The sequence below is a fragment of the Rossellomorea marisflavi genome (assembly GCF_001274775.1).
GTDB lineage: Bacteria > Bacillota > Bacilli > Bacillales > Bacillaceae_B > Rossellomorea > Rossellomorea marisflavi.
On record NZ_LGUE01000005.1, the window covers coordinates 13,025 to 39,999 of the forward strand.

Annotated in this window: 23 protein-coding genes and 1 riboswitch; of the genes, 16 read left to right on the plus strand and 7 right to left on the minus strand. The window is 51.1% G+C overall.

The genetic code is table 11. The features are described 5' to 3' along the window. Positions 1-160: 160 nt before the first annotated feature. A riboswitch (cyclic di-AMP (ydaO/yuaA leader) is annotated at positions 161-299 on the plus strand. 86 nt (positions 300-385) lie between these two features. Together AF331_RS15380 and AF331_RS15385 are read left to right on the plus strand one after the other, a co-directional pair. Continuing rightward, on the plus strand, positions 386-1,645 hold the full coding sequence (locus tag AF331_RS15380) for a cation:dicarboxylate symporter family transporter (protein WP_053428996.1): 1,260 nt from the start codon (positions 386-388) through the stop codon (positions 1,643-1,645). 108 nt (positions 1,646-1,753) lie between these two features. Next, positions 1,754-2,323, plus strand: a complete 570-nt coding sequence (locus tag AF331_RS15385; protein WP_053428997.1) for a serine O-acetyltransferase — start codon at positions 1,754-1,756, stop codon at positions 2,321-2,323. 48 nt (positions 2,324-2,371) lie between these two features. Here the strand turns inward: AF331_RS15385 and AF331_RS15390 are convergent, their stop codons facing one another. Together AF331_RS15390 and AF331_RS15395 are read right to left on the minus strand one after the other, a co-directional pair. Further along, positions 2,372-3,256, minus strand: a complete 885-nt coding sequence (locus AF331_RS15390) for a hydroxymethylglutaryl-CoA lyase (protein ID WP_053428998.1) — start codon at positions 3,254-3,256, stop codon at positions 2,372-2,374. Between the two features lie 14 nt (positions 3,257-3,270). Beyond that, complete coding sequence (locus AF331_RS15395; protein ID WP_053428999.1) at positions 3,271-3,924, minus strand: GntR family transcriptional regulator; 654 nt, start codon at positions 3,922-3,924, stop codon at positions 3,271-3,273. A gap of 152 nt (positions 3,925-4,076) precedes the next feature. Here AF331_RS15395 and AF331_RS15400 point away from each other — a divergent pair, with 152 nt between their 5' ends. Genes AF331_RS15400 through AF331_RS15415 form a run of 4 tightly spaced genes read left to right on the plus strand, consistent with a single transcriptional unit; the run spans position 4,077 to position 7,719 of the window. Beyond that, positions 4,077-5,279 carry a CaiB/BaiF CoA transferase family protein gene (locus AF331_RS15400; protein WP_053429000.1) on the plus strand — a complete coding sequence of 401 codons (1,203 nt, stop codon included), beginning with the start codon at positions 4,077-4,079 and terminating at the stop codon, positions 5,277-5,279. A 50-nt stretch (positions 5,280-5,329) separates the two neighbouring features. Continuing rightward, on the plus strand, positions 5,330-5,587 hold the full coding sequence (locus AF331_RS15405) for a hypothetical protein (RefSeq protein WP_048006591.1): 258 nt from the start codon (positions 5,330-5,332) through the stop codon (positions 5,585-5,587). Positions 5,588-5,590: 3 nt separating this feature from the next. Then, positions 5,591-7,099 (plus strand): sodium:solute symporter family protein, encoded by a 1,509-nt coding sequence (locus AF331_RS15410; protein WP_053429001.1) that lies wholly within the window; start codon positions 5,591-5,593, stop codon positions 7,097-7,099. A 20-nt stretch (positions 7,100-7,119) separates the two neighbouring features. Continuing rightward, on the plus strand, positions 7,120-7,719 hold the full coding sequence (locus tag AF331_RS15415; protein ID WP_327205422.1) for a flavin reductase family protein: 600 nt from the start codon (positions 7,120-7,122) through the stop codon (positions 7,717-7,719). Between the two features lie 34 nt (positions 7,720-7,753). Here the strand turns inward: AF331_RS15415 and galU are convergent, their stop codons facing one another. Continuing rightward, positions 7,754-8,632, minus strand: a complete 879-nt coding sequence (galU, locus tag AF331_RS15420; protein WP_053429002.1) for a UTP--glucose-1-phosphate uridylyltransferase GalU — start codon at positions 8,630-8,632, stop codon at positions 7,754-7,756. A gap of 80 nt (positions 8,633-8,712) precedes the next feature. Then, a complete protein-coding gene (locus tag AF331_RS15425) occupies positions 8,713-10,077 on the minus strand; it encodes an FAD-binding oxidoreductase (protein WP_053429003.1) in 1,365 nt (454 codons plus the stop codon). Positions 10,078-10,196: 119 nt separating this feature from the next. On the opposite strand from AF331_RS15425, the gene AF331_RS15430 reads away from it, so the two are divergent. From AF331_RS15430 to AF331_RS15470, 9 genes are all read left to right on the plus strand, one after another. Beyond that, positions 10,197-10,847, plus strand: coding sequence for a GntR family transcriptional regulator (locus AF331_RS15430; protein ID WP_053429004.1), 651 nt, complete (start codon positions 10,197-10,199; stop codon positions 10,845-10,847). 14 nt (positions 10,848-10,861) lie between these two features. After that, complete coding sequence (locus AF331_RS15435) at positions 10,862-12,460, plus strand: M20/M25/M40 family metallo-hydrolase (protein WP_053429005.1); 1,599 nt, start codon at positions 10,862-10,864, stop codon at positions 12,458-12,460. A 166-nt stretch (positions 12,461-12,626) separates the two neighbouring features. Further along, positions 12,627-13,103 (plus strand): competence protein ComK, encoded by a 477-nt coding sequence (locus AF331_RS15440; protein WP_053429006.1) that lies wholly within the window; start codon positions 12,627-12,629, stop codon positions 13,101-13,103. Between the two features lie 218 nt (positions 13,104-13,321). Then, complete coding sequence (murQ, locus tag AF331_RS15445; protein WP_053429007.1) at positions 13,322-14,221, plus strand: N-acetylmuramic acid 6-phosphate etherase; 900 nt, start codon at positions 13,322-13,324, stop codon at positions 14,219-14,221. Between the two features lie 58 nt (positions 14,222-14,279). Continuing rightward, entirely contained in the window at positions 14,280-15,638 is a 1,359-nt protein-coding gene (locus AF331_RS15450; protein ID WP_053429008.1) for a PTS transporter subunit EIIC, read from the plus strand. Next, positions 15,635-16,648 carry a MupG family TIM beta-alpha barrel fold protein gene (locus AF331_RS15455; protein ID WP_053429009.1) on the plus strand — a complete coding sequence of 338 codons (1,014 nt, stop codon included), beginning with the start codon at positions 15,635-15,637 and terminating at the stop codon, positions 16,646-16,648. The genes AF331_RS15450 and AF331_RS15455 overlap by 4 nt, the downstream gene beginning before the upstream one ends. A 114-nt stretch (positions 16,649-16,762) precedes the next feature. Further along, a complete protein-coding gene (locus tag AF331_RS15460; RefSeq protein ID WP_053429010.1) occupies positions 16,763-18,463 on the plus strand; it encodes a LamG-like jellyroll fold domain-containing protein in 1,701 nt (566 codons plus the stop codon). Between the two features lie 174 nt (positions 18,464-18,637). Further along, positions 18,638-19,810 (plus strand): beta-ketoacyl synthase N-terminal-like domain-containing protein, encoded by a 1,173-nt coding sequence (locus tag AF331_RS15465; protein WP_053429011.1) that lies wholly within the window; start codon positions 18,638-18,640, stop codon positions 19,808-19,810. Between the two features lie 13 nt (positions 19,811-19,823). Then, positions 19,824-22,211 (plus strand): EAL domain-containing protein, encoded by a 2,388-nt coding sequence (locus tag AF331_RS15470; protein ID WP_053429012.1) that lies wholly within the window; start codon positions 19,824-19,826, stop codon positions 22,209-22,211. 35 nt (positions 22,212-22,246) lie between these two features. Here the strand turns inward: AF331_RS15470 and AF331_RS15475 are convergent, their stop codons facing one another. The 3 genes from AF331_RS15475 to AF331_RS15485 are packed head-to-tail and all read right to left on the minus strand — an operon-like array spanning position 22,247 to position 25,337. Next, complete coding sequence (locus AF331_RS15475) at positions 22,247-23,176, minus strand: polysaccharide deacetylase family protein (RefSeq protein WP_053429013.1); 930 nt, start codon at positions 23,174-23,176, stop codon at positions 22,247-22,249. Continuing rightward, positions 23,173-24,519 carry a glycosyltransferase family 2 protein gene (locus tag AF331_RS15480; protein WP_053429014.1) on the minus strand — a complete coding sequence of 449 codons (1,347 nt, stop codon included), beginning with the start codon at positions 24,517-24,519 and terminating at the stop codon, positions 23,173-23,175. Before AF331_RS15480 ends, AF331_RS15475 begins: the two co-directional genes overlap by 4 nt. 2 nt (positions 24,520-24,521) lie before the next feature. Continuing rightward, positions 24,522-25,337 carry a glycoside hydrolase family 16 protein gene (locus AF331_RS15485; RefSeq protein WP_082347029.1) on the minus strand — a complete coding sequence of 272 codons (816 nt, stop codon included), beginning with the start codon at positions 25,335-25,337 and terminating at the stop codon, positions 24,522-24,524. Positions 25,338-25,835: 498 nt separating this feature from the next. On the opposite strand from AF331_RS15485, the gene AF331_RS15490 reads away from it, so the two are divergent. Continuing rightward, positions 25,836-26,939: a histidine kinase N-terminal domain-containing protein gene (locus AF331_RS15490; protein WP_268786981.1), complete on the plus strand. Its 1,104-nt coding sequence runs from the start codon at positions 25,836-25,838 to the stop codon at positions 26,937-26,939. Positions 26,940-26,975: the final 36 nt, after the last annotated feature.

A 26,975-nucleotide genomic window follows, 5' to 3' on the forward strand; every position in this document is an offset into this window, starting at 1 on the left:
ATATACATGAATTATCCTACAAAAGATACCTAATAAATAACTATTCTGAAATATCTTTATTTAAAAAACATTTGACAGTGTATCGATTAAAGATGTATATTGTATTTCGTGGACTTCTAAATAAAACTTTATTAGGATAATAAAGTCAACCCACTATAACTAAATAGTATGGCTTAATCGATCGAGCGGAGGAATCATTCAAGTGGTATTCCGATACCTTGGGGTGCATCCTTTTACTAGGTAGGGAACTCTCAATCCCGAATCCGACAGTTAACTCCGTATGCCAGTTGAGAGAAAGAACCTTTATTTTTCAACCAAAAGGCTGTTCTTTCTTAAGAACGGTCTTTTTTTGCTTTACGCACATCATCCAAGAGGGGGACCATCTATGAAAAAAATTCGTTTCGGTTTAGCCACCCAGATCTTCGTCGGGTTGATCCTGGGTATCCTTGTCGGGGTCATTTGGTTTAATGACCCGCGTGTTGCTACGTATCTCCAACCGTTGGGGGATCTTTTCCTTCGTTTGATTAAAATGATCGTCATTCCGATCGTCATCTCCACTCTCATCGTCGGTGTGGCAGGCACCGGGAATGGAAAGGCGTTCGGCCGCCTCGGGGCAAAGACGATCATCTACTTCGAGGTCATCACGACCGTCGCCATCATCCTCGGAATCATCCTGGCGAATGTGTTCCATCCTGGAAGTCACGTCAACCTTGGATCTGTTGAAAAAACAGACATCCAATCCTATGTGGATACTTCTGAAAGTCAGCAAGATAAATCTATTGCAGAGACCTTCCTGCATATCGTTCCGACAAACTTCTTCCAATCCATCGCGGAAGGGGACATGCTGGCGATCATCTTCTTCTCCGTACTATTCGGACTTGGAGTGGCAGCCATCGGTGAACGGGGGAAACCGGTCATTCAATTCTTCGACGCTGTTTCCCATGCCATGTTCCACGTTGTGAACATGGTCATGAAGGTCGCTCCACTCGGTGTGTTCGCCCTGATCGGGGTAACCGTTTCGAAATTCGGGATTGATTCCCTAATATCACTCGGAAAGCTCGTCGGCCTCGTCTATGCGGCGTTGATCTTCTTCCTCATCGTCGTGTTGGGGCTGGTGGCCAAATGGGCCGGAGTGAATATCTTCACTTTACTCAAATACTTGAAGGATGAACTTCTACTCGCCTTCAGTACATCAAGCTCCGAGACCGTCCTTCCACGCGTCATGGAGAAGCTTGAGAAGATGGGTTGCCCGAAGGCCATCGTATCCTTCGTCGTACCGATCGGGTACACCTTCAACCTTGATGGATCGGTCCTGTATCAGGCCATCGCTGCCCTTTTCCTCGCGCAGGTCTATGGCATCGATCTTTCCATCATGCAGCAGATCACCCTCATCCTTGTCCTGATGGTGACATCAAAAGGGATGGCAGCTGTACCTGGTACATCCTTCGTCGTCCTTCTTGCCACCCTTGGTACCATTGGGGTACCGGCAGAAGGCCTTGCCTTCATCGCAGGGGTCGACAGGATCATGGATATGGCCCGTACCGTCGTCAACTTAACAGGTAACACACTTGCCGCTATCGTCATGTCCAAATCAGAAGGACAGTATGATGCAGATCATGGAAATGAAGTCATGAAGGCAGGATAGGAATAACCCCCGCTCAGGAATCGATAGAGCGGGGGTTTTTTGTCATGGATTCTTTACAAATCCCTAATATCCATTCCACATGCCCTTCATATCCAGGGGATAGACTGAATGAAAAAGCTGAAGGATGTGGACCAGATGTTCCGTTTGATTAAATCAGACTACAGGGCGTATGGATTATCCCCGAAAGGATTGATCATCAGCTTCTTCAATGCTTCGACCTTTTGGCTGGTGGTCATGTATCGGATCGGGCACGCCCTTCATGTAAAGCGGGTGCCGCTCGTTCCGAGGATTATCCGCTCGGCAGGGATCATCTTCTATGGTGCCGAGATTTCCTACGGTGCCGAAATCGGTCCCGGCTTCCGCATTGCCCACTCGGTTGGTGTGGTGATCGGAACGAAAGTGAATGCCGGTGCGAACCTGGAGGTGTTCCAAAATGTCACGATCGGGGGCAGGGACCAGGAGCGGAATGGTCAAATAAAGCCGATCATCGGTGATAATGTGACCATCTTCACGGGGGCCGTCGTGGCCGGTCCCGTCATCATCGGGGATAATGTATCAGTCGGTGCGAATTCAGTCGTGACGAAAGACATCGAGGCGGATGTAATCGTCGCGGGAGCACCTGCCAGGCCGGTAGGAAAGGTAGAAGTGGCGCATTCTTTGAGGAGTATGAGCGTATAGAAAAGACCGTCCAAGAGATTGGACGGTCTTTTCTATACTATTAGTCTATCAAGCCGTTCCAGCTTTCAGGAGCATTCCATCAAGGGGCCTTCCCATGATGTTTTCTGTCCAGGATGATGTCTGCAATAATGTGGAGAGATCGGTTCCAGTATCGATCCCCATCTGATGAAACATATTGACCATATCTTCGGTGCACACGTTACCGACTGCCTTAGGAGCAAATGGACAGCCTCCGAGGCCGGAAATCGAAGAATCAAAGCGGCGGACCCCAGCCTGGTAGCCAGCTAGCGTATTGGCAAGTCCCAGCCCGCGGGTGTTATGGAAGTGGAGGCCGAGCTTCAGGTCTTCTCCAAACGCCCTGTGGAACATCTTCACCAGATCATGGACCTGCTGGGGATTCGCCATGCCGGTTGTATCGGCCAGGGTGATCCCTGTGCATCCTGCATGAAGGAAACGCTCAGCCACATGAAGGACAGTGCTGGATTCCACATTGCCTTCGAACGGGCATCCGAAAGCAGTGCCGAGGACACCGAGCACGTCCTTGGAGGCAGCGGTCCCTTCGCGGATGACGTCATCCAGCTCGGAAACCGATTGGGCGACCGTCCGTTTGACATTCTTTAGATTGAAGCTGTCGCTTGTCGTCGTGACGACATGGAGGCAGTCGACATCCGTCGTAAGGGCCCTTGTCAGGCCCGAGCGACTCAGGATGAGTCCTGCGTATGTGACCCCGTCGCCTTTTGGGAGTGCGTTGAGCACCTCTTCTGCATCTGCCATTTGAGGGACGACGGTAGGGTTGACGAACGAAACAGCTTCGAAATAACGAACACCAGATTCAATCAGACGTGTAATCAGCTCGGCTTTTTCCGCAGTGCTGAGGATTTTAGGCTCATTCTGGAGCCCGTCACGTGGACCTACTTCACAGATTTCTATCATCCTGGATCCTCCTTTTACTGTTTGGCGCTTTTTATCTTATCCAAATGCTTCAAGACATGATCCCGTCCCTGGTAGATGTGTTCGTGCATGGCGATTCTGGCCCTTTCAGGCTCTTTGTTCTGAATGGCCTGCAGGATGATTTTGTGGATTTCCAATGATCGTTTTAATTGATTATCATCATACCAATAGAATGACCTATAGACGATGGGGACGACAACCACTTTCGCCAGATGAAAATGCAGATGGGCGTTGTTCGCTGCGTGAAGGATGACTTCATGAAACTGCTGGTTCACATCAACGATTTCCTTCACCCTGACCAGGTCGGATTCCCCATAATCTTGAATGACTTTTTCATATTGAATGTTCGCACTCTCCATTTTGATTAGATCCTCTTCTGTCCGATGGATGGCTGCCTGGCTTGCAGCATACCCCTCGAGGAGGGTCCTGAGGTCATAGATCTGCCGGATGTCTTCATTAGTGAAGTTACGGACACTTACGCCTCGCTTAAGGGGGACAACCAACCCCTCTGCTTCAAGGTGCCGGATGGCTTCCCTGATCGGTGTTCTGCTAAGATTCAGTTCCTTGGCAAGGAATTCTTCTCCCAATCGCATACCCGGGGTATAACGACCGTCAATGATTGCGCCTTTAATATACTTGTATGCATCCATACCAACACCTCATGTACATTGTATACAATAAAACTAAAATTCGCAATATTTAATAAATAAAAGCGCTTTATTTAAATAATTATTGACTAATTGTATACAAGAAGTTAAATTTGTAGACAAGATTAAGAAAATTCTAACAAGGAGAGGATCATGTGGAGGAACAAAAGCTTCCATTGGAGGACTTGCGAGTGGTGGAACTGGGGACCTTGCTGGCCGGACCATTCAGCGGCAGGATGCTGGCGGATTTCGGAGCTGAAGTGATCAAGGTGGAGCCTCCGGGCAAATCGGATCCCATGAGAAACTGGGGGAAGTCCAAGGACGGGATCGGCCTATGGTGGCCGATTCAATCCAGGAATAAGAAGTCGATCACGCTCAATCTCAGAGAAGAGAAAGGGCAGGGAATCTTAAAGGAGCTAGTGAAAGAAACAGATATCATCATTGAAAACTTCCGCCCTGGAACGATGGAAAAGTGGAATCTATCATATGAAGAGCTCTCTGCCATCAACCCCCGCCTCATCATGGTACGGACATCAGGTTTCGGTCAAACGGGCCCATATAAAAATCGTGCGGGTTTTGGAAGTGTCGGAGAGGCCATGGGTGGACTGAGGAATGTGACAGGATTTGAAGATCGTCCTCCCTCCCGCATAGGCGTATCGGTAGGAGATACTTTGGCTGCTCTATTTGCCACGATCGGTTGTTTGGTTGCGGTACATGAGAGAAATCATTCGGGGAAAGGTCAGGTGGTGGATACGGCCCTGTATGAATCGGTTTTCTCCATTATGGAAAGTCTGATTCCCGATTATCTCCTTGCCGGGTATGTAAGGGAACGGATGGGGAATATCCTGCCGGGAGTAGCCCCGTCCAATATCTATTTCACTAAAGATCGCACCTATATCGTGATTGGGGCAAACTCTGATGGGGTATTTACCCGCTTGTGTGAGGCAATGGGGAACCCTGGCCTTGCAGAGGATGAACGGTTTTCCACTCATTATGCCCGGGGTGAAAATATGAAGCTCATCGACTCCATCATAGAGGAATGGACAAAATCCATGGATGCACAAGAGGCGCTGGAGATCCTTGCTGAGAAAGGGGTGCCTTCCGGACTGATATACACGGCAAAGGAAATCCTGGAGGATCCTCATTATAAGGAGAGGGAAATGATCCTCAAGGTTGACCATCCTGATCTGGGTGAATTCCCCATGCCTGGAATCGTTCCAAAGCTCAGTCGGACACCTGGAAGGGTCAAAGAAGCCGGGGCAGAGAAAATGGGCAAGCATAATATGGAAATCTATTCAGGCATGTTAGGGATGAAGGAAGAGGAATTGGAAACGCTCCAAAAAGAGAATATCATCTGAAAAAATGTAAGCGCTTGATTTTATTCGTTCAAAGAACAGGAGGAGGAAGAATGAAAGAGAAATCGATTAAGGAACCGATTCGTAAGAAGTGGATTTGGGTCTTCATGGTTTTATTGGTCATGGCCGTAGTACCGTGGTACTTTCCTTCAGCTGCCGTTGAACCATTCATACTCGGTTTTCCCCTATGGGCGTTTATTTCCCTCATTTTTTCGATTGCTCTATGTGGCTATTTGAGCTGGCTGTGCCGAACGCAGTGGAATCTTGTTGAAGATGAAGAAGAGTCTGAGCGAATGAAGGAGGAGCGATAAGGGATGGAACTTACGTTTGCAGGTGCTGATGGGATTATCATACTCTCGGCTTTTGCCGTGATCATGCTGGTGATCGGCTATCTTTCGGGCAGGGGGGAGAAAAACCTTCACCACTCTCTTTCAGGATATTATCTCGCTGGGCGGAACCTTGGAATCATAGCACTATTCTTTACTTTATATGCGACTCAATACAGTGGGAATACGATAGTCGGATACGCTCCTTCGGCTTATCGGACCGGATTCTCTTGGCTTCAATCCATTTCCTTCATGACCATCATCATCGGGATTTATCTCTTATTTGCTCCCAGACTCTATGTTGTAGCGAAGCGACGTAACTTCATTACACCAACGGATTGGGTGCATCATCGTTTTCAATCGAAGGCCGTGACATTGTTGAGCATCTTTCTCATGCTATGGGGTCTTGGAAACTATCTATTAGAGCAGCTTGTAGCGATTGGTCATGCGGTTTCAGGTATGACGGGAGGGACAATCCCCTATCAGATCGCTGTTCTTGCCTTCATCTTCGTGATGTTGGCTTATGAATGGATGGGAGGAATGAAAGCGGTTGCTTTCACCGATGTCATGCAGGGGATCATCTTGATGGTGGGGATCATTGTGTTCCTCATCGGTGGTCTTTATCTTGTGGGTGGCAATTTTGCAGACGTTACCCGGTATATCCATGAAATGGAACCGGTCAAAACCGCCGTTCCGCCGAGTGAAGTTTCGATTAATTGGTTTAGTATGCTGCTCCTTGTCGGATTGGGTGCAAGTATATATCCCCATGCAGTGCAGAGGATCTATTCGGCACAGAGTGAAAGGACGCTTAAGAAATCTTTTTCCAGGATGGCTTGGATGCCTCTCATTACAACAGGCTTGGTGTTTATCGTAGGTATTACAGCCATCATGTTGTATCCGGGACTGGATACTGTCGGTTCAGAGCAGATCGTTGGCATGATGGCAAACGATATCGCTGCCATCAATCCATTTTATTATTGGATGATGATCATTTTCTTCGGTGGGATCGTGGCGGCCATCGTGTCGACTGCTGATTCAGTCCTCCTGAGCTTCTCTTCCATGATTTCTAATGATGTGTACGGGCGCTTTATGAATCCGGGCGCGTCTGAGCACAGGAAGGTCATGGTTGGAAAGGTGGTCGGGGTTGTGGCTGTCTTCCTGCTTCTATGGGTGGCGTGGAATCCTCCAGGTACTCTGTATGAAATCTTTATTTTGAAATTTGAACTGCTGGTTCAGGTTTTCCCGGCTTTTGTCCTTGGTCTCTATTGGAAAGGGCTTGATAAGAGGGCGGTTTTCTGGGGGATGCTTTTCGGTGCGTTACTTGCTGGGGTCCTTACTCTTACAGGCAATAAAACGATTTATGGTATCCACGGGGGTGTGATCGGTCTTGGATTGAACTTTGTCATTTGTGTGGTAGGGTCGTGGCTGCTTCCGTCGGCTGCCGATAAGCCGGTGGAACAGGAGGAATATCAAACATTACGCTCTAAAGCGAATTAACAGGGAAGGAGAATGGCAGATTGATAGAGTTCAAACCGAGTCAGTTACATGACAATCAAATGTATAAATTATTGAGTGGGTCGGTTGTTCCAAGACCCATTGCCTGGGTATCGACCATTTCCGAGGCAGGGTGTTTGAATCTGGCTCCATTCAGTTTTTTTACGGTCGCTTCGCGTAATCCTCCGATGCTCTGTTTCTCCATCGGGCCGGGTGTAGGGGAGAGGACGGGGACAGAAAAGGACACGTTTGTGAATATAAAAGCGATCGGTGAGTTCGTGGTGAATGTTGTTCCTGCCTCTCTCGGGAATCAGATGCACGTGACAGCGGAAAACGTGGAGGAAACAATAGACGAATTTAAAAGGGCGGGTGTTACTCCTGTTGAGAGTCGTACCGTGAGGGCAAAACGAGTGAAGGAAGCACCGATCCAGATGGAGTGCAGGTTGGAACAGATGATTTCCCTTGGCTCTGATTGGTTGATCATCGGAAGAGTGACCTATTATCACATTCAGGAAGACGTATATCTGGGGGATTATAAGGTGGACTTGGACCGTCTTTCTCCTCTGGGGCGCTTGGCAGGGAATTATAGTGAGGTGGGAGAGATCTTTACGCTTCCCAGATGACAAAAGGAAAAAGGCCGGATCCGGCCTTTTTCCTTTATCCTTGTCTTCCAAGTTGCCGAAGATAGGCACGCAGCTCCTCCCCAAGTCCATCCCGCTTCAGCGCAAAATCAATCGTGGCGCGGATAAAGCCGAACTTATCGCCGATGTCATATCGCTCCCCGTCGAATTCCTGGGCATAGACCGGGTGGTTGCTGCTATAGTGATGGATGGCGTCGGTGAGCTGGTATTCGCCGCCCGCTCCGGGTCCGAGGTCTTCAAGGTAAGAGAAGATCTCGGGGGTGAGGATGTAGCGGCCCATGATGGCAAGGTCTGATGGGGCATGGGAAGGGTCCGGTTTCTCGATGAGCCCGTCGACGATATGGCAGCCTGAACGCGCGGTTTGCGGACCTGTTTGGACAATCCCGTATTTTCCGGTTTCATCATGGTCGATGCGCTGGACCCCTAGGATGGGACCACCCAGCTCATCGTACGAGCTGATGAGCTGCTTCAGGCACGGAACCTTGGAGTCGATGAGGTCATCGCCGAGCATGACGGCAAAAGGGGCATCCCCGATGAACGAGCGGGCGCACAGGACGGCATGCCCGAGTCCCAGGGGTTCCTTCTGCCTGATATAATGGATGTTTGCGAGATTCGAAATCGACTGTATCTCTTCTAGCTCCTCCCACTTTCCTTTATCGGCGAGGGTGGACTCCAGTTCATAGGATTTATCGAAGTGATCTTCGATGCTTCTTTTTCCCCGACCGGTAATGATGATGATATCCGTGATGCCGGAAGAAACGGCTTCTTCGATGATGTATTGGATCGTCGGCTTGTCGACGATGGGGAGCATTTCCTTGGGCTGTGCTTTCGTCGCCGGCAGGAAACGGGTCCCGAGACCGGCAGCGGGTATGATGACTTTCGTGACATTCTTCAACCCTCTCAGCCTCCTCCTCTTTTTCTCTTATCTTATCAGAATAGTAGCGGGGATATGACGTTGGATGTTCCGGGGGAGGGTCAGTCGAAGATTTTCCCCGGGTTCAGGATCCCTTCAGGATCGAGGAGGTGCTTGAAGGATGCCATGACCGCCGCGGCTTCTCCGTGCTCCTGCACCTGGTATTTTTTCTTCCCGATGCCGACTCCGTGCTCTCCGGTGCAGGTCCCTCCTGATTGGAGTGCTTTAAGTACGAGCTCTTCATTGATATGAAGGGCTTTTTCGCGTTCATGGGGTTTCTTCGGGTCATAGACGATGCTTGTGTGGAAGTTTCCGTCCCCGACATGTCCGAAGACGCCTCCGAGAAGTCCGCTGCCTTCGATGAGGGTCCGTGCATGGACGACAAGATCGGCCAGATGTGAGAGTGGAACGCACACATCGGAGCCGAGCATCTTCTTCCCTGGAATATGGCTGAAGGCATAGGAGAGCTCATGTCTTGCCCTCCAGATTTCGCTTCTTTCCTTCGATCCCGCGGCGCGTTCCCAGTGGCTGCATCCCGCGTCCTTCATCAGCTCTTCTGCGAGACTTGCTTCTTCCTCCACACCGCCCTTCGTTCCGGCGAATTCGAAGAAAAGGGAATGCTCCTCGGGAAATGCATATTGTCCGTATGCATTCACCTGACGGATGCTTTCGGAGTCGACCAGTTCGATCCGCTGGACGGGGATCCCGCTCATGAGGATCAGATGGGCTGCTTCTGCACAGGCTTTCGGAGAAGGAAACGTACAGCGGGCTGCAATCAGATGCTCGGGTGTACCATGGAGCTTCAGGGTGATGCCGGTGATGATGCCGAGGGTTCCTTCCGATCCTGTGAAGAGACCATTGAGGTGATAGCCGCTGGATGATTTTTTGGCACGGCTGCCGGTATGGATGACTCTGCCGTCAGCCAAGACAACTTCAAGGTCGAGTACCTGATCCCTCATGGATCCGTAGCGGACGGCGGTGGTCCCGCTTGCGTTCGTTGCGGTCATGCCGCCGATGCTTGCATCGGCTCCCGGATCGATGGGGAAGTGGAGACCATGACTGTTGATCTGTTTGTTCAGGGCAAGACGGGTGATGCCGGGCTGGACGGTAACGCTCATATCTTCGGGGCTGAAGTGGAGGATACGGTCCATCCGTGTGAAATCGAGGGAGATCCCGTTGTGGAGCGGGATAGCGCCTCCGTCCAATCCGGATCCCGCTCCGTATGGAGTCACGGGGATCCCGTACCGGGATGCGGTCCGGAGAATGGTTGCTACCTGTTCCGTGTTTTTAGGAGAAGCGACCACATCCGGGCTGACCCCGGGATGATGGGACTCATCTTGGCTATGCTGAAGCAAGGCGGTTTCGTTGATGGTTACACCGTCTGTGCCAATTTCTTCTATTAATTCATTGATCCATTGGGGATCCATGTGCTGACACCTTCCTCGTTTTACTAATTTTCAAAAAAGTCTATTTACAGGTAGGGTATCATACCGTACGATACATGTATACGGTATACCGGGAATGATTCAAACAAGGGGGGAAGGGTTTGATCATTAAGAAAACACTGGCAGGTCAGGCGTTCCAGCTCCTCAGGAAGCAGATTCTTTCAGGAGAGCTTTCCTCGGGGGATGAGCTTCCGGAGAAAAGGCTTGCCGAAGAATATGGGATCAGCCGGACGCCGATCAGGGAAGCGTTGAGGAAACTTGCTGCAGAAGGACTGGTGACCATTTCAGATGCGAAGATCGCCGTCGTCGCTTCCTTCACAGAGGAGGATGGGCTGCAGCATCTGGAGATCAGGGAGCTTCTCGAGGTATATAATCTCGAGGTGATCCCGGAACTGGATGACAGCCTTATGGGTGAACTGGACGACAATCTGGAAGCGCAGCACCGTGCGATACTAGAGGACCGATACGATGAGTTCATTGATCTGGACCGGCGCTTTCATCTCCTGTTGGCGGCACCGAATCCGAATCCGAAGCTGAAGGACATGATCAAAGCATCCAATACGGGAGTGAACCGTGCCTTCCTCGGATTGTCTGGCAGGCTGAGGATGAGTGCGATGGAAGCCTACGAAGAACATGTTCGCCTCGTCCGTTTCCTCAAGGTCGGGGACAGGGAGTCAGCGAAAAGGCAAATGCGTCATCATATGACTCAGATCAGACAGCGTATGCAGGGATATTATAGAGAAGATCGATAAAAGGGGGAAGGGTCATGGCAAAGTGGCAAACGCCGGAAGCATTGCGAGCACTGCTTTGTGAGCTCGTCGGCTGGCACAGCAGGACATTGACGGAAGGGGAAATCGAGTTCCCCAGGAAGCTGATGGAGAAAATGAAAGGCATTCCGTATTTTACCGAGCATCCGCAGCAGCTGAAGCTTGGGGAAGCCGATCTTGGGCGTTCATTCCTGACGGCCCTTTATAAGCATCCGCAAGCAAAGAAGACCATCGTCCTCATCAGTCACTTCGATACGGTGAGTACGGAAGAATACGGGGTACTCGAAGCACTTGCATTCAATCCTGAGGCACTCACCAAAGAGCTTCCTCAGTACTCATCGGAACTTCATCCGGAAGCCAAGAAGGATCTCGAAGCCGGCACGTTCCTGTGGGGACGGGGTACGATGGACATGAAGGCGGGGCTTGCCGTCCATATGGCGATCATCGAGAAAGCGGCAGAGGAAGGGTGGCCTGTGAATCTGGTCCTGTTGACGGTACCGGATGAGGAGGTCAACTCTTCCGGTATGAGGGCTGCCGTGACGGCCCTCAATGACATGAGGGATGAGCATGGACTTACCTACACCCTTTTCCTGAACGGGGAGCCGGTCTTCTCCCAGAACCCGACGGATACGGCCTATAAAGTCTATTCGGGCTCCATCGGGAAAATCATGCCGTCGGCGCTTTTCTACGGGAGGGAAACCCATGTCGGGGAGCCTCTAAGCGGGTTGACTTCATCTTTCATGGCGTCATTCCTGACCCGGAAGATGGAATGGAATCCCCTGTTCCGGGAAAGCGACCAAGGCGAGTCGACGCCACTTCCGATCACATTGCTCCAGGAAGACCTGCGCCTGAATTATTCGGCCCAGACGCCGTTCGGTACCGTGGCCATGTACAATGTGTTCACGATGAAGCGCTCGGCTGCCGATGTGATGAATACCTTCGAGGAGGTGGCCAGGGAAGCGGCAGACGAGTGCAATGAGTGGTACGGGGAACTGTGCGAAAGGGAAGGGATCCCGGCGATCGGCGATGTATCCGTCCTGCGCTACGGGGAGCTTCTCCGCTATGCCAAGATGAAGATGGGGAAGGAATACATCGAAGCATTGAAGCAGGATATCCGCTCTTATATCGGGGACGATCGGGAGAAATCATTCAAGATGGCCGATACCCTTCTCATTGATTGTCAGGAGCTGACGCCTGCCATCGTCTTGATGTATACCCCTCCGTATTATCCTGCGGTGAACACGTCTGACTCTCCACTTGTGCAGAAGCTGGTGGAGAAGGTGAGGAGGGAGGCGGAGCGGTCTTTCGGACTGGAGGTGGAGCAGATCCACTACTTCAACGGGATTTCAGACTTGAGCTATGTGAATTTCAAGGATGAGCATCACGGCTGGACCGTGTATGAAGAGAACACCCCGGTGTGGGAAACAACCTACTCCATTCCGTTCGATGCCATGGCGAACCTTGATGCCCCCGTCCTGAACGTGGGACCGTTCGGGAAGGATGCCCATAAGCGCACCGAACGACTTCATATCGAGAGTGCGTTTGTGAAGACGCCTGCTTTTGTGGAAGCTGTGATCAAAGAGGTAATGAATGATTGAAATGACCGCGATCAGGGATCATCCCCTGCGCGGTTTTTTTATGAACTGAAAACTTTTTTACAAATAAAGTTAAACTTTTTAACAATATAGTGGAAGTTATGGATGATATACCTATAATAATGATAAAGTTCTAGTTCTTTAGGACTAAAAAATATGGGGTGATCATGTGAAAAAGTTTGAGGTGTTGATTACTGAAAGAACGGCAGCCATTTATCCTTCCTATGACGGAGTGCATCAGTCAAAGGTTGTCGATTGTTCAGGGGAAGTCACGTACAGTAAAAAGACTGTGAAAGAAGTGCTTGAAGAATCCTGCATCGTCCACGGATCCGATTATAAAGGACGGATCAGGGCCGTTCGAAGAGTATTGTCGTACGATCGAAAGACACCGCTTTTGGTCAGTCTCATGGACTACATCCTGGCCATCCCTACTCAATCACCCGATAATGATGATTGCATCTGGTTATTCTGCCGTCATGTCCATTCAACGACCGTCGCCTGCGGGAAAACGTTCGTCCATTTCACCAACGGCCTGAAGATGGAAGTGAATTGTTCGTATGACGTGCTACATAGACAGCTCCAACGCGGCGCGGTGACGATGAATTATTTCAGCCGATACCCGAGACCGCATGGTGCGAAGAACTGATATGAAATAAACCTTACGGCTGGAACCCGGTTGATCAATGGTGGCATAAGGAGAACTTTTTATTCTCTCCCTGTCCCCTTCTTAGGTCAACCGGGTTTTTTCGTTGCCGTTTTTACACTAAAATATAATTTTATGAATTTTACAAATCCGTTGAAATATAATTTTAAAAGGGATTATAATAAGGATGAAAGCGCGTACGAGATTTAGGAGGAATTGAAATGCAGGATAATGTGTATGAACTGGGAACCGAGAAGGTCAATCCGGATACGTTGAAGATCGATACCGCCAGTACCGCTGAGGTGTTGCGGATGATGAATGATGAAGATCATAAAGTGGCAGAAGCCGTTAAGAAAGTCCTTCCTGTTGTGGAAGAAGTGGTGGATAAAGTAGTGACATCCATCTCTTCAGGGGGCAGGCTCATCTATATGGGGGCTGGCACAAGCGGCAGGCTCGGCGTCCTTGATGCGGTGGAGTGCCCACCGACCTTCAGCGTGGGGAGCGATGTGGTCGTCGGCTTGATCGCCGGTGGTGAACGGGCATTCGTGAAAGCCGTAGAAGGAGCGGAAGATAATGAAGGGCTTGGTGCATCAGACCTCGCCGCACTTCAGCTTTCTCCTGAGGATACGGTCGTGGGGATTGCAGCAAGCGGGCGGACGCCGTATGTGATTGGGGGACTCCGGTACGCTAGGGAAGTCGGGGCCGTCACCGTCGCACTCTCCTGCAACGAAGGGGCGAGAATATCTGAGGAAGCCGAGCATAAAATTGAAGTGAATGTAGGTCCCGAAGCACTGACGGGGTCAACAAGGCTCAAAGCGGGAACGGCTCAGAAGCTCGTGCTCAATATGATCTCCACTGCGTCCATGATCAAACTTGGAAAAGCTTACGGCAATCTCATGGTCGATGTGAATATCAGCAACTATAAGCTGGAAAGAAGGGCCGTCGGCATCATCCGTGATATCACTGGGACCGATGAAGATACGGCGCTGAAGACGTTGAAGCTTGCCCATAATGAGGTCAAGGCCTCCATCGTCATGATCAAGCTCGGCTGCGGGTATGACGAGGCGAAGGACCGGCTGCGGGATGCCAACGGGTACGTTCGGGTGGCTATTGAAGAATAGTCCCACCCGCTGGCGTCAGATATAAAAAAATAAAAGGGGTCGAGAGGAGAGGGTCGCAGTGACAAACAGAGAACTGGCAGCAGCGATACTGAGGAAGTTCGGCGGTGCGGGGAACATCACAAGCTACGAGCATTGCATGACAAGGCTTCGTGTAAAGGTTGCCGATGAGAGTCTTGTCGAGAAAGCAACCATGAAGGACATCGATGGTGTCATCGGGTTTGTGGAAGACGACACCTACCAGGTCATTTTAGGACCGGGGAAAGTGAACAAGGTCACGGAAGAGTTCGGGAAACTCGTTGCAGAAGATGGAGGCGACATCGACCTGAAGGCACGGGCTGCTGACCGGAAGGCGGAACTGAAGAAAAAGAACAGTACGCCGGTCAAGCTTTTACTGAGAAGGATCGCCAATATCTTCATTCCTCTTATTCCTGCATTAATCGCTTCCGGTCTCATCACAGGCTTTACGAAATTCTTCGTCCAGGCCGGATGGCTGAATGGTGAATCCGATCTCGTGATGATGCTGTCTGTGATCGGAAGCGGGTTGTTTGCCTACCTCGGCATCCTCGTCGGGGTGAATGCTGCCAAGGAATTCGGCGGTTCACCGGCGCTCGGGGGACTTGCAGGGATCCTGATCATCAACCCGGCCATCGGTGACATAGCCCTCTTCGGGGAAAATCTCCTTCCGGGCAGGGGCGGACTGATCGGGGTCTTGATTGCTGCCGTCTTCATGGCCTTTGTTGAGAAGAATGTCCGGAAAATCATGCCACAGGCCATCGATATCATCTTTACGCCGACGATTGCTCTCTTGGTCACAGGTTTATTGACGTATACCGTCTTCATGCCGGTGGGTGGATTCATATCTGATATTATTACTAAAGGATTATTATCATTGATCGAAGTCGGCGGTATCGGTGCAGGATTCGTCCTTGGGGCGACATTCCTCCCGCTTGTCGTGACCGGACTGCATCAGGGCTTGACGCCTGTGCATCTTGAGCTCATCAATTCCATCGGGGATGATCCGCTTCTGCCGATCCTCGCCATGGGTGGTGCCGGTCAGGTCGGAGCGGCCTTCGCCATCTTCTTCAAAACGAAAAAGGCAAAGCTGAAGCGGGCCATCGGAGGTTCCCTTCCTGCCGGTATCCTCGGCATCGGTGAACCATTGATCTTCGGGGTGACGCTGCCTCTTGGCCGTCCGTTCCTGACGGCTTGTCTCGGCGCCGGTTTCGGCGGTGCCTTCCAGGCCCATTTCGATGTGGCGACCTTCGCCATCGGTGTTTCGGGTGTACCGTTGATCTTCCTGGTAAACGCAGGGGAAATCCTCTATTACGTCCTTGGATTGCTCATTGCGTATCTGGCAGGCTTCTTGTTGACGTATGCATTCGGGTTCAAAGATGAGATGGCGAGTGAGTTTGAATGATCGGTATTTCGATTTATCTGTCTGATCCACGGGCAGAAGAACGGATCATCCGGGCCTCTGCCATGGGGATCAAACAGGCTTTCACATCCTTTCATATCCCGGAGGAGCCTGCCGGACAGGAGCGGATCCGCCAGCTTCTTTCCCTTTTTCATGATGAAGGGTTCGAGGTGTTCGCCGATGTTTCACGGCAGACTCCGGAGATGCTCGGCCTTACATGCTTCAGGGAGATGAGGTCCCTTGGGGTCACGGCACTGAGACTGGATGATGGGTTCTCGCGCGAGGATGTGGAGCATCTTTCCCATCACTTCAAGCTCGCCATCAATGCCAGTACCGTCAGGAAGGAAGAGGTCGAGGAATGGTTGGGGATGGGAATCGATCCTTTCGCCCTGATCGCATGGCACAATTTTTATCCGCGAAAGGAAACGGGGATCAGCACAGCGTTTTTTCGTTCCCAGCAGGAGATGTTCGACACATTCGGGATTCCCGTGTATGCTTTCGTACCCGGAGATGAGGAGCGGCGGGGACCGTTATTCCAGGGACTCCCGACGCTTGAAGATCACAGGCACGGAGATCCATACGTCCATGCAGCCGGTCTTTTCCATGAGGGGGTCAGCGGGGTATTCATCGGCGATCCAGGATGGTCACCGGACCTTTTGAATCACCTTCACGAGCTGGACGGGAATGGGATCATCACCCTTTCCTATGAAGGCTCAGGTGAGGTGGAGGGTGAGTATGCCCTGAGGCCTGATCCGGGGCGGGATGTTCTCAGGATCATGAACACAAGGACGGCTACCGGCGTTTCGCCTGAAGCATGCATTGAGCGCACGCCGGGAGCCATCACGAGGGATAATGATGACTATGGGCGCTACCGCGGGGAGATGGGGATCGTCCTACACCCTTTGGAAGCCGATCCTTCCGTCAACGTGGTGGGCTGGGTCCATGAACGGCATATGCCGCTCCTTGCCCTCCTGAAGCCTTCCCAACGGATTCGCTTAAAAAAACAGTTGTAAACCATGGGACCCTGTCTTGCCGGCAGGGTCTTTTTGTATAGGAAATATCACACATACATACATCCTCTTCGTCCATACTAAGAGCAAATCATTCACGACGGAGGAGGGGAACTAGTGAAAAGAATATGGGTGGCATTCATCCTTGCCGCGTTCATGGGCATCGTCTCTCCCTTCACGGCTGAAGCCGCCGATGACAGCACGGTGGCTCATTGGCGATTCTCCAAGAGTGAAGTGAAGAGCGGATCACTGGATGAGGGGAAACTGATCTTGAAGGACCGGAGCGGGAAAGGCAATGAGCTCGTCCTGGTCAACGACGGAACCGATGGGCTCTTGAACTGGTCGAAGGATGATATCGCACGGAAATTCATCGTCGGAAGCCTCGATTTCCATAACCGCAAAAGCTTGAAGGGGGGGCAATATTTTCAGACCGGCAAAGATGCCCCCCTTAATGGGGAGGCCTTCTTGAAAGGCTATACCATTGAAGCGGTCATCAAGCTTCCCGATCCGTTCACAAGGGATGAATACAGTGGCATGGGGATCCTCGGCAGGAAAGGGTCTGAACTGACCATCACGCATTTCAAACAGGTGCAGTGGGAGGGAACACCGGCAAACGGTAAGAAATCCAGGGTGTTCGGGTCCTTTGCCCTCCCGGGGAAAAAGGATTGGTATCACATCGCCGTGGTCAATGACGGCAAGAAGACGAGGGTGTTCATCAATGGCGCGGAAGATTTCCGCCAGAATGCATCCACCGTCACCGGACTGCTGGCACCCAACAAAGGGGTGTGGACGATCGGAAAGGGAATCGGCAAGGGTTCATTATTCGCCGGAAGCATCCAGGAGATCCGCATTTCGGATAAGGCGCTCCCAAAAGGGAAGTGGCTCATTCCGGAACCGAGGAAAAATAGTCTGCGCAGCGGGATGAGCAACAAAGGCCATCTGCTGGGCAACAAGGAAAACTACAACTTCCTCTTCGTGCCCGATCCCCAGAAGACGGTCCGCTACATGCCTGCGCTGTTCCATCAGCAGGTGAAATGGATTTCCACCATGCAGGAGAAATTGAATATTGCCATGACGGCATTCCTTGGGGATATGGTGGATCAGAGTGATTCGGCCAAGCAGTGGGAGCACTCATCCCTTAGCCTGAGTGTCCTCGACCGCCGCAGGGTCCCCTATATCACCCTAGCAGGGAATCATGATTATGGGCTCGGCAATCCCTATCTCTACTATTACGGACCGAAGCGCTACACGGATAAGCCTTATTATAAGGGGACGTCCCCGTCAAAATTCAGCTCCTATTCCATTACGGAAGCGGGAAGCTACGAATACCTCTTCCTCTCGGTGGACATGGGCCACCTGAAGAAAGACTTGCCGTGGGCCAAAAAGGTACTGAAGGAGCACCCCGGGATCCCGACGATCCTCTTGTCCCATGAGATCCTCACAAGCGACGGGACGTTCCCTGTCGATACGAATCGCGGCAGTCGCCTGTGGGAAGGCCTTGTGGATGGGAATGATCAGGTGTTCATGACCGTGAACGGACACCACCAGGGAACCGTGCACCGGATAAAGGAAAACCGTTTCGGGCATCCCGTCATCCAGGTCCTCGTCGACTATCAATCAAGCTACAACGGCGGTAACGGTTGGATGAGGCTTGCTGAGTTTGATGAAAAGCACGATAAGATCCGGTTCCGCACCTATTCCCCTTGGGCCGATTCACTCTCTGAAAAGGAACGGAGCTATTTCGATTCCCCGTATCTGACGGGTGACGAGCATCAGTTCACGGTTCCATTCCACTTTAAAGAACGATTTGATTTATAGCGTCCGGATTCCGGGCGCTATTTTTATTTTCACTGAAGCTGGTAGAACCGTTTTCTCTTCACTGCACAAGCAGGGACCATCTTATTTATGTCGAATTATAATGGAATATGTCTCTTTTCCTTATATAATATGTATTGTGGGTATATGTTCTACTATATGTAAAGGATGGTTCGATTGGAAGATATAGTCGTGACCGGGTATGGCCTGAAGATACCCGGTGCAAAGAATAAACAAGAATTCCATCATATATTGGAGGCAGGGATTTGCACCCACTCCATCCTGAAAGGAAAGGGAAGGAACGAAGGGGATATCATTGCGGGGCTGATCGACGATGAGTTCGAGACGTTCGGCAACAGGAATTACCGGCGGTATCCGAGATCGACAAGACTCGCCGTCGCGGCCGCACGCGATGCGGTCGATATGAGCGGGCTGTCGGCGGATCCCAGGCGGATCGGCGTCATCATCGGTACATCGGCAGGAGCGATCCTGGAAGTGGAAGCCTATGCCCCGGTGGCATCCGGATTGAAAGGCTATCCGGTCCACGGGGTTTCCATCGTAGATTCCCATACGATTTCCTCCACTGTATCGGAGCATATCGGGGCGAAGGGGCCAGCGTATACCCTTACGACAGGCTGTACGGCGAGTCTCGATGCCGTGTCCCTGGGGAAATTACTGCTTAAGACGGGTCAGGTCGATGCCTGCCTTGTCGGGGGGACCGATGCTCCTCTTGGACAGTGGAGCATCAATGGCTTCCTCAAGATGAAGGCCATACAATCTGCCAGCTCCATCACCGATGCAGGCGTCCCTTTCTCTGAGCAGCATGACGGCTTCGTCCTCGCAGAAGGAGCGGCCATGCTCATCCTCGAAAGAAGGGAAGACGCGCTGAAAAGGGGGCGTCACGTCCACGGAAGTATCGGAAAAGTGGTCTCACGAAATGAAGGGAAGCCGATGCTCCATGCAGACGAAACAGGTGAAGAGATGCTCTCGGTCCTCCAGGCGGTCGTAGGGGATGTGACACCGACCTATGTGAACAGCCAGGCACTCGGCCTGAAGGTGAATGACCGGATCGAATCCAAGAATCACCATCGCATGTTCAAAGGGAAGGTCCCGATCACGTCCATCAAGGGGATGACGGGGCATTCCTTTGCCGCCATGGGAGCGATCCAGACGATCTCTTCCATCCTGTCCATGGAGTACGGATTTATCCCGCCCACCATCAAAACCAGGCAGAAAGGGTTCGAGTCCCTTCCCTTGGTGAGGGAAACAATCTATCAGCCGGTCTCGAGCGTCAGCATCACCACACACGGCATAAGCGGGAATAATGCCTGTATGCTAATTTCGAAGTAGGAGGGATGGCATCATGTTTTTTTTATACTCAGTTATCGTCGCATTGATCCCGATCATCATCGGCGCCACCATCCTTCGCATGTTCAAAGGGAGCCGTCTATCGAGGGTGCTTTTCTTATTCCTCGTTTTCGCCACGTTCTGGCAGTTGGATGTATCGGTATTATTCGCTTATACGCTGCTCCCTGAGGAGGTAGTCGAGTTTCTCTTCAGGCTCTTCCGGTTCGGCAGCATCATGATCGCACCGATTCTCTTCCACGTGGCCTACACCGTCTATACGCAGGAGATGAAGCACTTGAAGGGGACCAGGTGGCGCTTCTTCATGAATAGGAGCATCCTCATCTTCTTCTATTGCTGGAGTTTCGCCGTTTATGTGATCGGATGGACCGAGAAGGGGGTCGCCTCCCTGCGGGTGATCAATCCAGGTCATGCATTCCCATTCTACTTCCCTGTACCGGGCGAGTATTCGTGGGTGTTTTATCTGAATACGATCATGTTCGCCGTCAGTCTCGCTGTATCCTATTTATTATCGAGATGGATCGAGAGCCCGGCTCAGCGTTCCTTCCTGATCCACTTCACCATCTCCACCGTGGTGGGCTATTCCCTCGGGGTACTGAATCTCTACCCTGGTTCCATGCTGCTACCAAGTTCATTCGCGGTCCTGCTTTTCGCCATTTCCATCCTGATCTTGTCTAATCGCATCCACGTGGAAACCGTGAAGAAGATGAATGAACGGATCGATGAGCAGCACACCTTCCTCAGGACGGTGATCGATATGAATCCGAGCTATATTTATGCAAAAGATGAGGACGGGAGGTATTCCCTGGTGAATCTCGCTTACGCCTCCTTATTCGGGCTCTCCAAGGATGAGATGATCGGCAAGACCGATCTGGAGCTCCGGGAGAGCAGGCAGTCGGGCAGGGACATCGCGGAAATGGACCGGTTCATCCTGCGGACGATGAAGGGGATCGATGTCGAGGAAGAGAAATTCGTCGACACTAGCGGCGGTGTCCGCTGGCTCCAAACGTCGAAGATCCCCATTGTGACGGATGACACCACCCTGGTGCTCTGTGTATCCACCGACATCACGGAGCGGAAGGAGCATGAAGAAGAGCTTGCCTATCAGGCAAATCACGATGTATTGACGAGGCTTCCGAATCGCCGGCAGTTCAATGATGATCTCACAGGCTTCCTTGAAGATGCCTCCGGTGGAGCCCTCATGCTCATCGATCTGGATCGATTCAAATACATCAATGATACCCTCGGTCACGACTTCGGGGATTTGCTCCTCATTGAAGTTTCAGAGCGCTTGGAAGATTTCCTGCGACCGTATGGAGCGAACGTCTATCGGCTTGGCGGGGATGAGTTCACCCTTCTCTTCCCGGATTGTTCCAAGGAGGACGCGGTGGCCATCGCCAACGATCTGCTTGATCAGTTCAGAAGGGAGTTCTGGATACAGGGCCAGGAATATACCATCACACCGAGCATCGGGATCAGCCTTTATCCACAGGATGCCCGAGACGCCAAGACGCTCATGAAAAATGCCGACACGGCCATGTACTATGTGAAAGAGAAAGGGAAGAACAGCTTCCAGTTCTTCTCTGATGAAATGAACCATCAGTTCTACCGGAAAATGGTCATCGAGAAAGAGCTGCGATCGGCTCTCTCCCGCAACGAACTGACCTTGCATTATCAGCCGTCCTGGCATCTTTCTACCGAGAAGGTGTGCGGGATGGAGGCGCTCCTTCGATGGACGAACCAAACCCTGGGTCCCGTGTCGCCGTCTGAATTCATCCCCGTTGCTGAAGAAACGGGACTCATCATCCCGATCGGGGAATGGGTGCTGAAGGAAGCCTGCAAGCAGAACGTCCGCTGGCAGCGTGCCGGCTATCCGCCGATGAAGGTAGGCGTCAATGTCTCGATCAAGCAGCTCCTTGACGAATCATTTGCCTGCATGGTGAAGGACGTTCTGAAGCGGACGGGTCTCAATCCGGATTATCTCGATCTTGAAGTCACCGAGAGCATCGCCATGTATGAACTCGACATCATGATCCGGAAGCTGAACGAACTAAAGGAGATCGGGGTTTCCATCTCCATGGATGATTTCGGGACGGGTTACTCGAGCCTGAGCTATCTGAAACAGTATCCACTCGATACGTTGAAGATCGACCGCTCCTTCATCAAGGGGATCTCTTCCCATGAGGATCACAAAGCCATCGTCATGAGCATCATTTCCATGGCCAAGCATCTGCAGCTGAAGGTCACGGCAGAAGGAGTCGAGGATATGGGGGAATACGACTTCCTGAAACAGACCGAATGCGATGTGATCCAGGGGTATGCCATCAGCAGGCCTCTGTCTCCAGATGACTTCGAGAAGCATGTCTTCGGCAAGATGAAACTATAATGAAAGCCGTCCCGTTCATCCCGGGACGGCTTTCTTCAATGATGGGGTTTGAAGATGGATCGGAACTTGGTCATGGTTGTATCATGAAAGACCGAATGCCGCGGAAGCTCATAAAGGTGATCGGCTTGGGAAGCGTCACGCTCTTCCGTTGTGAACGCCATGGCGATGCCGAGGTCCTTCAGGATCCTGATGGACTTGGGTGAATATTCCCCGTAGGGATAAGCAAATGCAAGGCTCTCACCCTTCAGGACCCCGATGCTTTTCGCAAGGTCTTTTTTGATGGCATCTGCGTCTTCCGTGATCAAAAAGCTTTTCTCATCCTCCATGGAGGATCCTTTCCGGTGATGGAAGTCAAACGTGTGGCTGTAATAGGAAAAGACGGGACAGGCGGAGGCAAGCTCCTTCATGCTGGCGTACTGGACGTATTCCGGGGTGAAGGGATGGTCTTCCGCTGTGATCATACCTGCGATCAGGAAGCTCGCAGCCTGAAATCCGTGCTTCTTCAAAATTGGATATGCCTCGGTCACGTTGTCTTTATATCCGTCGTCGAAGGTGATAACCACGCTCTTTTTGGGGATCTCCTGTTTGTTTACAAGGAATTCATGGAGCTCAGGAAGGGTAAGGGACGTGAAGCCTTCTTCTTTCAAAAAAGCGATCTGCTTCTCGAATTCCTCCTTCGTGACGATCATCTGGTTCACCTTCCCGTCGACCATGTGCCGGGACGACAGATCGCCGTCATCCACGATGCGGTGATAGGTGAGGATCGGGACCGTACCGTCCGTTCTCGTACTGCCCGTAAACGTCCTGGGTTCCTTCGCGCAGGCGTCGATCTGGATGTTGCTGTCTGCCGAGGCAGTCGCGACAGGCTCAGGGGGAAGAAGCTCGGTGAAGTAGAGGAAAATGCCTGCAAAGATGCTGAAAAGAAGGGCGAGGAAGCCGGATGCGAATAGGCTCTTCATCATCATGCCCGCTTCACTCCCTTCCAGCCCACCGTCCCGGTCCGTTCAAACTTATCCCATGACTGGGGCTGATGGAAGTAGGAGAGGGTGCCGTACACGACGAAGACGAGGTTGATCATCCGGTACACGCCGATTTCCACAGGCAGGAAGCAAAGGATCCGGATGATGTCCTGTTTCGAGAACCGGATGCCGTGAAGCCTGCTGATATAGATCGTGATGATGCTTTGATACATGAAGAGCAGGACGGCTGTCAGCCCGAGGAACAGGAAAAGCGTCATCCCGTCATGGCGGAAGATGAAGACGACGGGTGCAACAATCACGGTGAACGCATTCAGCGTGCCGATGATGAACTGATCGACCAGGAAAAAAAGGGAGAATCTCCAGGAAAACCGGGTGAAATAGGATGAGCGGTAGTGAATGAGACAGTCGATGAACGCCTTCTGCCATCGGACCCGCTGCTTGAACATGGACTTCAATGTATCGGGGCACTCCGTGTAGCAGACGGCGGAAGGAACAAAGGCGATCCGCGAGCTCCTGCCATTCTCTTCGATCCAACGGTGCAGCTTCAGGGTGATATCCATATCTTCGCCAATCGTACTGCGGAAGCCTTGTATGTGGAACAGTGTCTCCCGGCGGAATGTGCCGAACGCCCCGGCGATGACCGTGATGGCGCCGACCGCTGCCTGTGCCCGCTTGTGGAGGAGGAAGGCGGTCAGATATTGAAGGAACTGATAGCGGATCACGTTCGGGATCGTAAATGTTGGCTTCAGATTCCCGATTTCACCTGAGAATGCCTGAGAAATCAAGACGTTGCCACCGCAGGCGATGACCCTGTGATCTTGAAAGGCAGCGTTCATTTCCATTAACGCATCTTCCCCAAGGATACTATCGGCATCCAGGGTGACCACAAGCTCGTTGCGGCTGAAGGTGATGCCTGCATTCAGTGCATCGGCTTTCCCGCCATTGACTTTATCAAGGACATAGATCGAGGGATGGAGAGAGGAGCGGAAGATATTGATGACCTCCTTATGAAGCAGCCCGCCTGCGCCCGGTCTGTGGTAGAGACGGAGATCCAGCAGTTTCTTCAGTACATCGAAAGTGGAATCGGTCGACCCATCGTTCACGATGATCAGCTCCGCGTCCCGGTGAGCCTGATGCAAATAGCCGTGAATGCAATTCTCGATCACCATCTCTTCATTATAAGCGGGAACGATGATGGAGAAGGAGTGCTGTCGTTTGATGGGGATCCGTTTCTTCTTTTCATTCTTGAACAGGGGGACGAGGATATAGACGGTTTGAAACAGGACGAAGGCGATAAAAAGTGTGAAGGTGACCAAGAGCAATAGCATATTCATTCCTCCCCGCGGTCTTGATAGACCCGCACATAGTCAATCAGAAATTCTTCGTTTACATTCCCCGGATCGGGATCCCCCGGCCATATTCCGCCGATGGCCGTATTCATATAAAGAAAGAGAGGCAAATCGGGAGAGAAGGCTGTGGTTTCGAATACCACTTCTCCATCGAGCGTCCAGGAGACTTTGTCTTTTTCCCAAATCATCCCGTACGTATGAAAATGTTCGTGAAAGGCTTCCTCCCCTGTATACGTAAGGTAATCCCGTTTCTGAATGCCTTTATCATCTTTCCAGTGAAGGACGAAATAGAGGTTGTTCGGCTCCTGTCCGATATTCTCCACCACATCGATCTCGGGAAGCCAATCAGCCGATTCAGAATTCACGAGCCAGAGGGCTGGGAATATTCCTCTTGAAGAAGGGAGCTTTGCCCGTATCTCCACCTTTCCGTACGTGAATTCAAACAAATCTTCCGTGGTCACGGCTCCTGATGTATAGTCCCTGCCCTTATACCGCTCCGACTTCGAGGAAAGGACAAGGTATCCGTTCCTCACCGAGACATTATCGGGCGTATAATACTGGAGTTCGTCGTTCTTCTCCGACGGCCAGTCCTGTATATTCCATTTCTCTCTCCAAGCATTTCCGCTGAATTCTTCTTCAAAGATCAGCGTCCATTTACTTTGGGACTGTGCACGGGGAGGATGATACCCTGGTGTAAGAGGGAAGGTTTCATCTGTCAGGACTTCAGCGTGACGCTCCGGTGTCACGTCTGATGATAGGAAGAGGATGATACAAAGGACCAGGATACTTATGATCATCTTCAATGAGATCACCTCTAGTTCTTAATAGTGAACAAACAGGCAATGATTCGCATACGGGTGGGAGGGTGAGAGTGCTGGTTGTTTGCCTGTGAAAAAGGAACAGAAGCAAGAGAGAATTCAACAGAATGAATAGGAAAGAGGACGTGATAGAAGAGGTTGTTCTTTATTAAGAACTATAGTAGCAGGTAATTTTCATCACGTAAAGAGGAAGTTTGCGAAGAACCTTGTCATATAGTGTCGTTTTTTGTGTTTTATTATAAGTTTACTAGTTCTTTATAATGAAATATCCTATAGAAATAAGAGAATAGAAGAGAAATACGGAGGATTCCGACGGGTGGAAGGGATTTTCCAACTTTGACAGTAGAAGAAAGTATCACCAAAAGCCAAACTCATCCATTTACCGCCTTTATTAATGGTATGATAGGGTTATTACTAGTGAGAGATCGTGCTGGAATGAAGGAGATTGACCAAAAGATGACTAGTCCCAGTGAAATGATGATAGATTTTTTGAAGCGGCATGAAAATGAAATGATCCAGAACTGGCTCGATGACATCGTGATTTCAGATACAGATAAGCATAAAGAAGAGGTTGAGCGTAATGCGAGACGGATGTTCCATCTTGTCATACGCGCGGTTGAAAGACCACTCACGGAAGAGGAGATGCTTTTCCTCGCCAATAAAACCGCCCAGGAGCGGGTGGATGCCGATGTGAACATCAGTGAGTTCGTATACAATGTCAATATCGGGAAAAGCACGATCATCAAATGGCTGAATCACTCTTTTATGGAGCACGGTGGATTCCAGCCAAAGCTCGACTTTGTGAATGAGCTGTTTGATCGTTTTTCCTATTTGGCCGTGAGACGGTATACGGAAATCAAGGATCAGGTGCTGAAGGAAAAGGAGCTCTACATCGATCAGACCCATAAAGAACGCTTGACCATCCTTGGGCAGATGAGCTCAAGCTTTGTCCACGAATTCAGGAATCCCTTGACCTCCATCGTCGGATTCATGAAGCTGTTGAAAAATGACTATCCCGATCTTCCCTACATGGATATCATGCAGCATGAGCTTGATCAACTGAACTACCGCATCTCCCAGTTCCTCCATGTTTCCCGGAAGGAGCTCATCGAAAGCAAGCAAGAGCGGATGAGCCTCATGAGCCTTCTGGAAGAGCTGATTGAATTTCTCTATCCGACCCTTCTGGACGGGGATGTGTCCATTCAGAGTCATTGTGCACCGGATGTGATGATTGTAGGGAATAAGGACGAAATCAGACAGGTATTCCTGAATCTGATCATGAATTCCATCGATGCCCTTCAGGAAGTACAAGGCTACCGCCATATCAATGTGAGCTGCGAAATGATGGAGGATGATGTGGTGGTCACCTTCTGCAATAACGGGCCACGGATCGAGGAAGAGAAAATTGAAGCGATCTTCGAGCCTTTCTTCACGACAAAGGATCTCGGTACAGGGATCGGCCTTTACATTTGTAGAAAGCTTGTGGAGAAGCATAATGGTACCCTCACCTGTCGTTCCACCGATGAGAAGACGACTTTTACTATACGCATACCGGTTGAATCCACTGTTTTTCAACCATGACCGACCGGCTGATGCCGGTTCTTTTTTTGTTCTGAA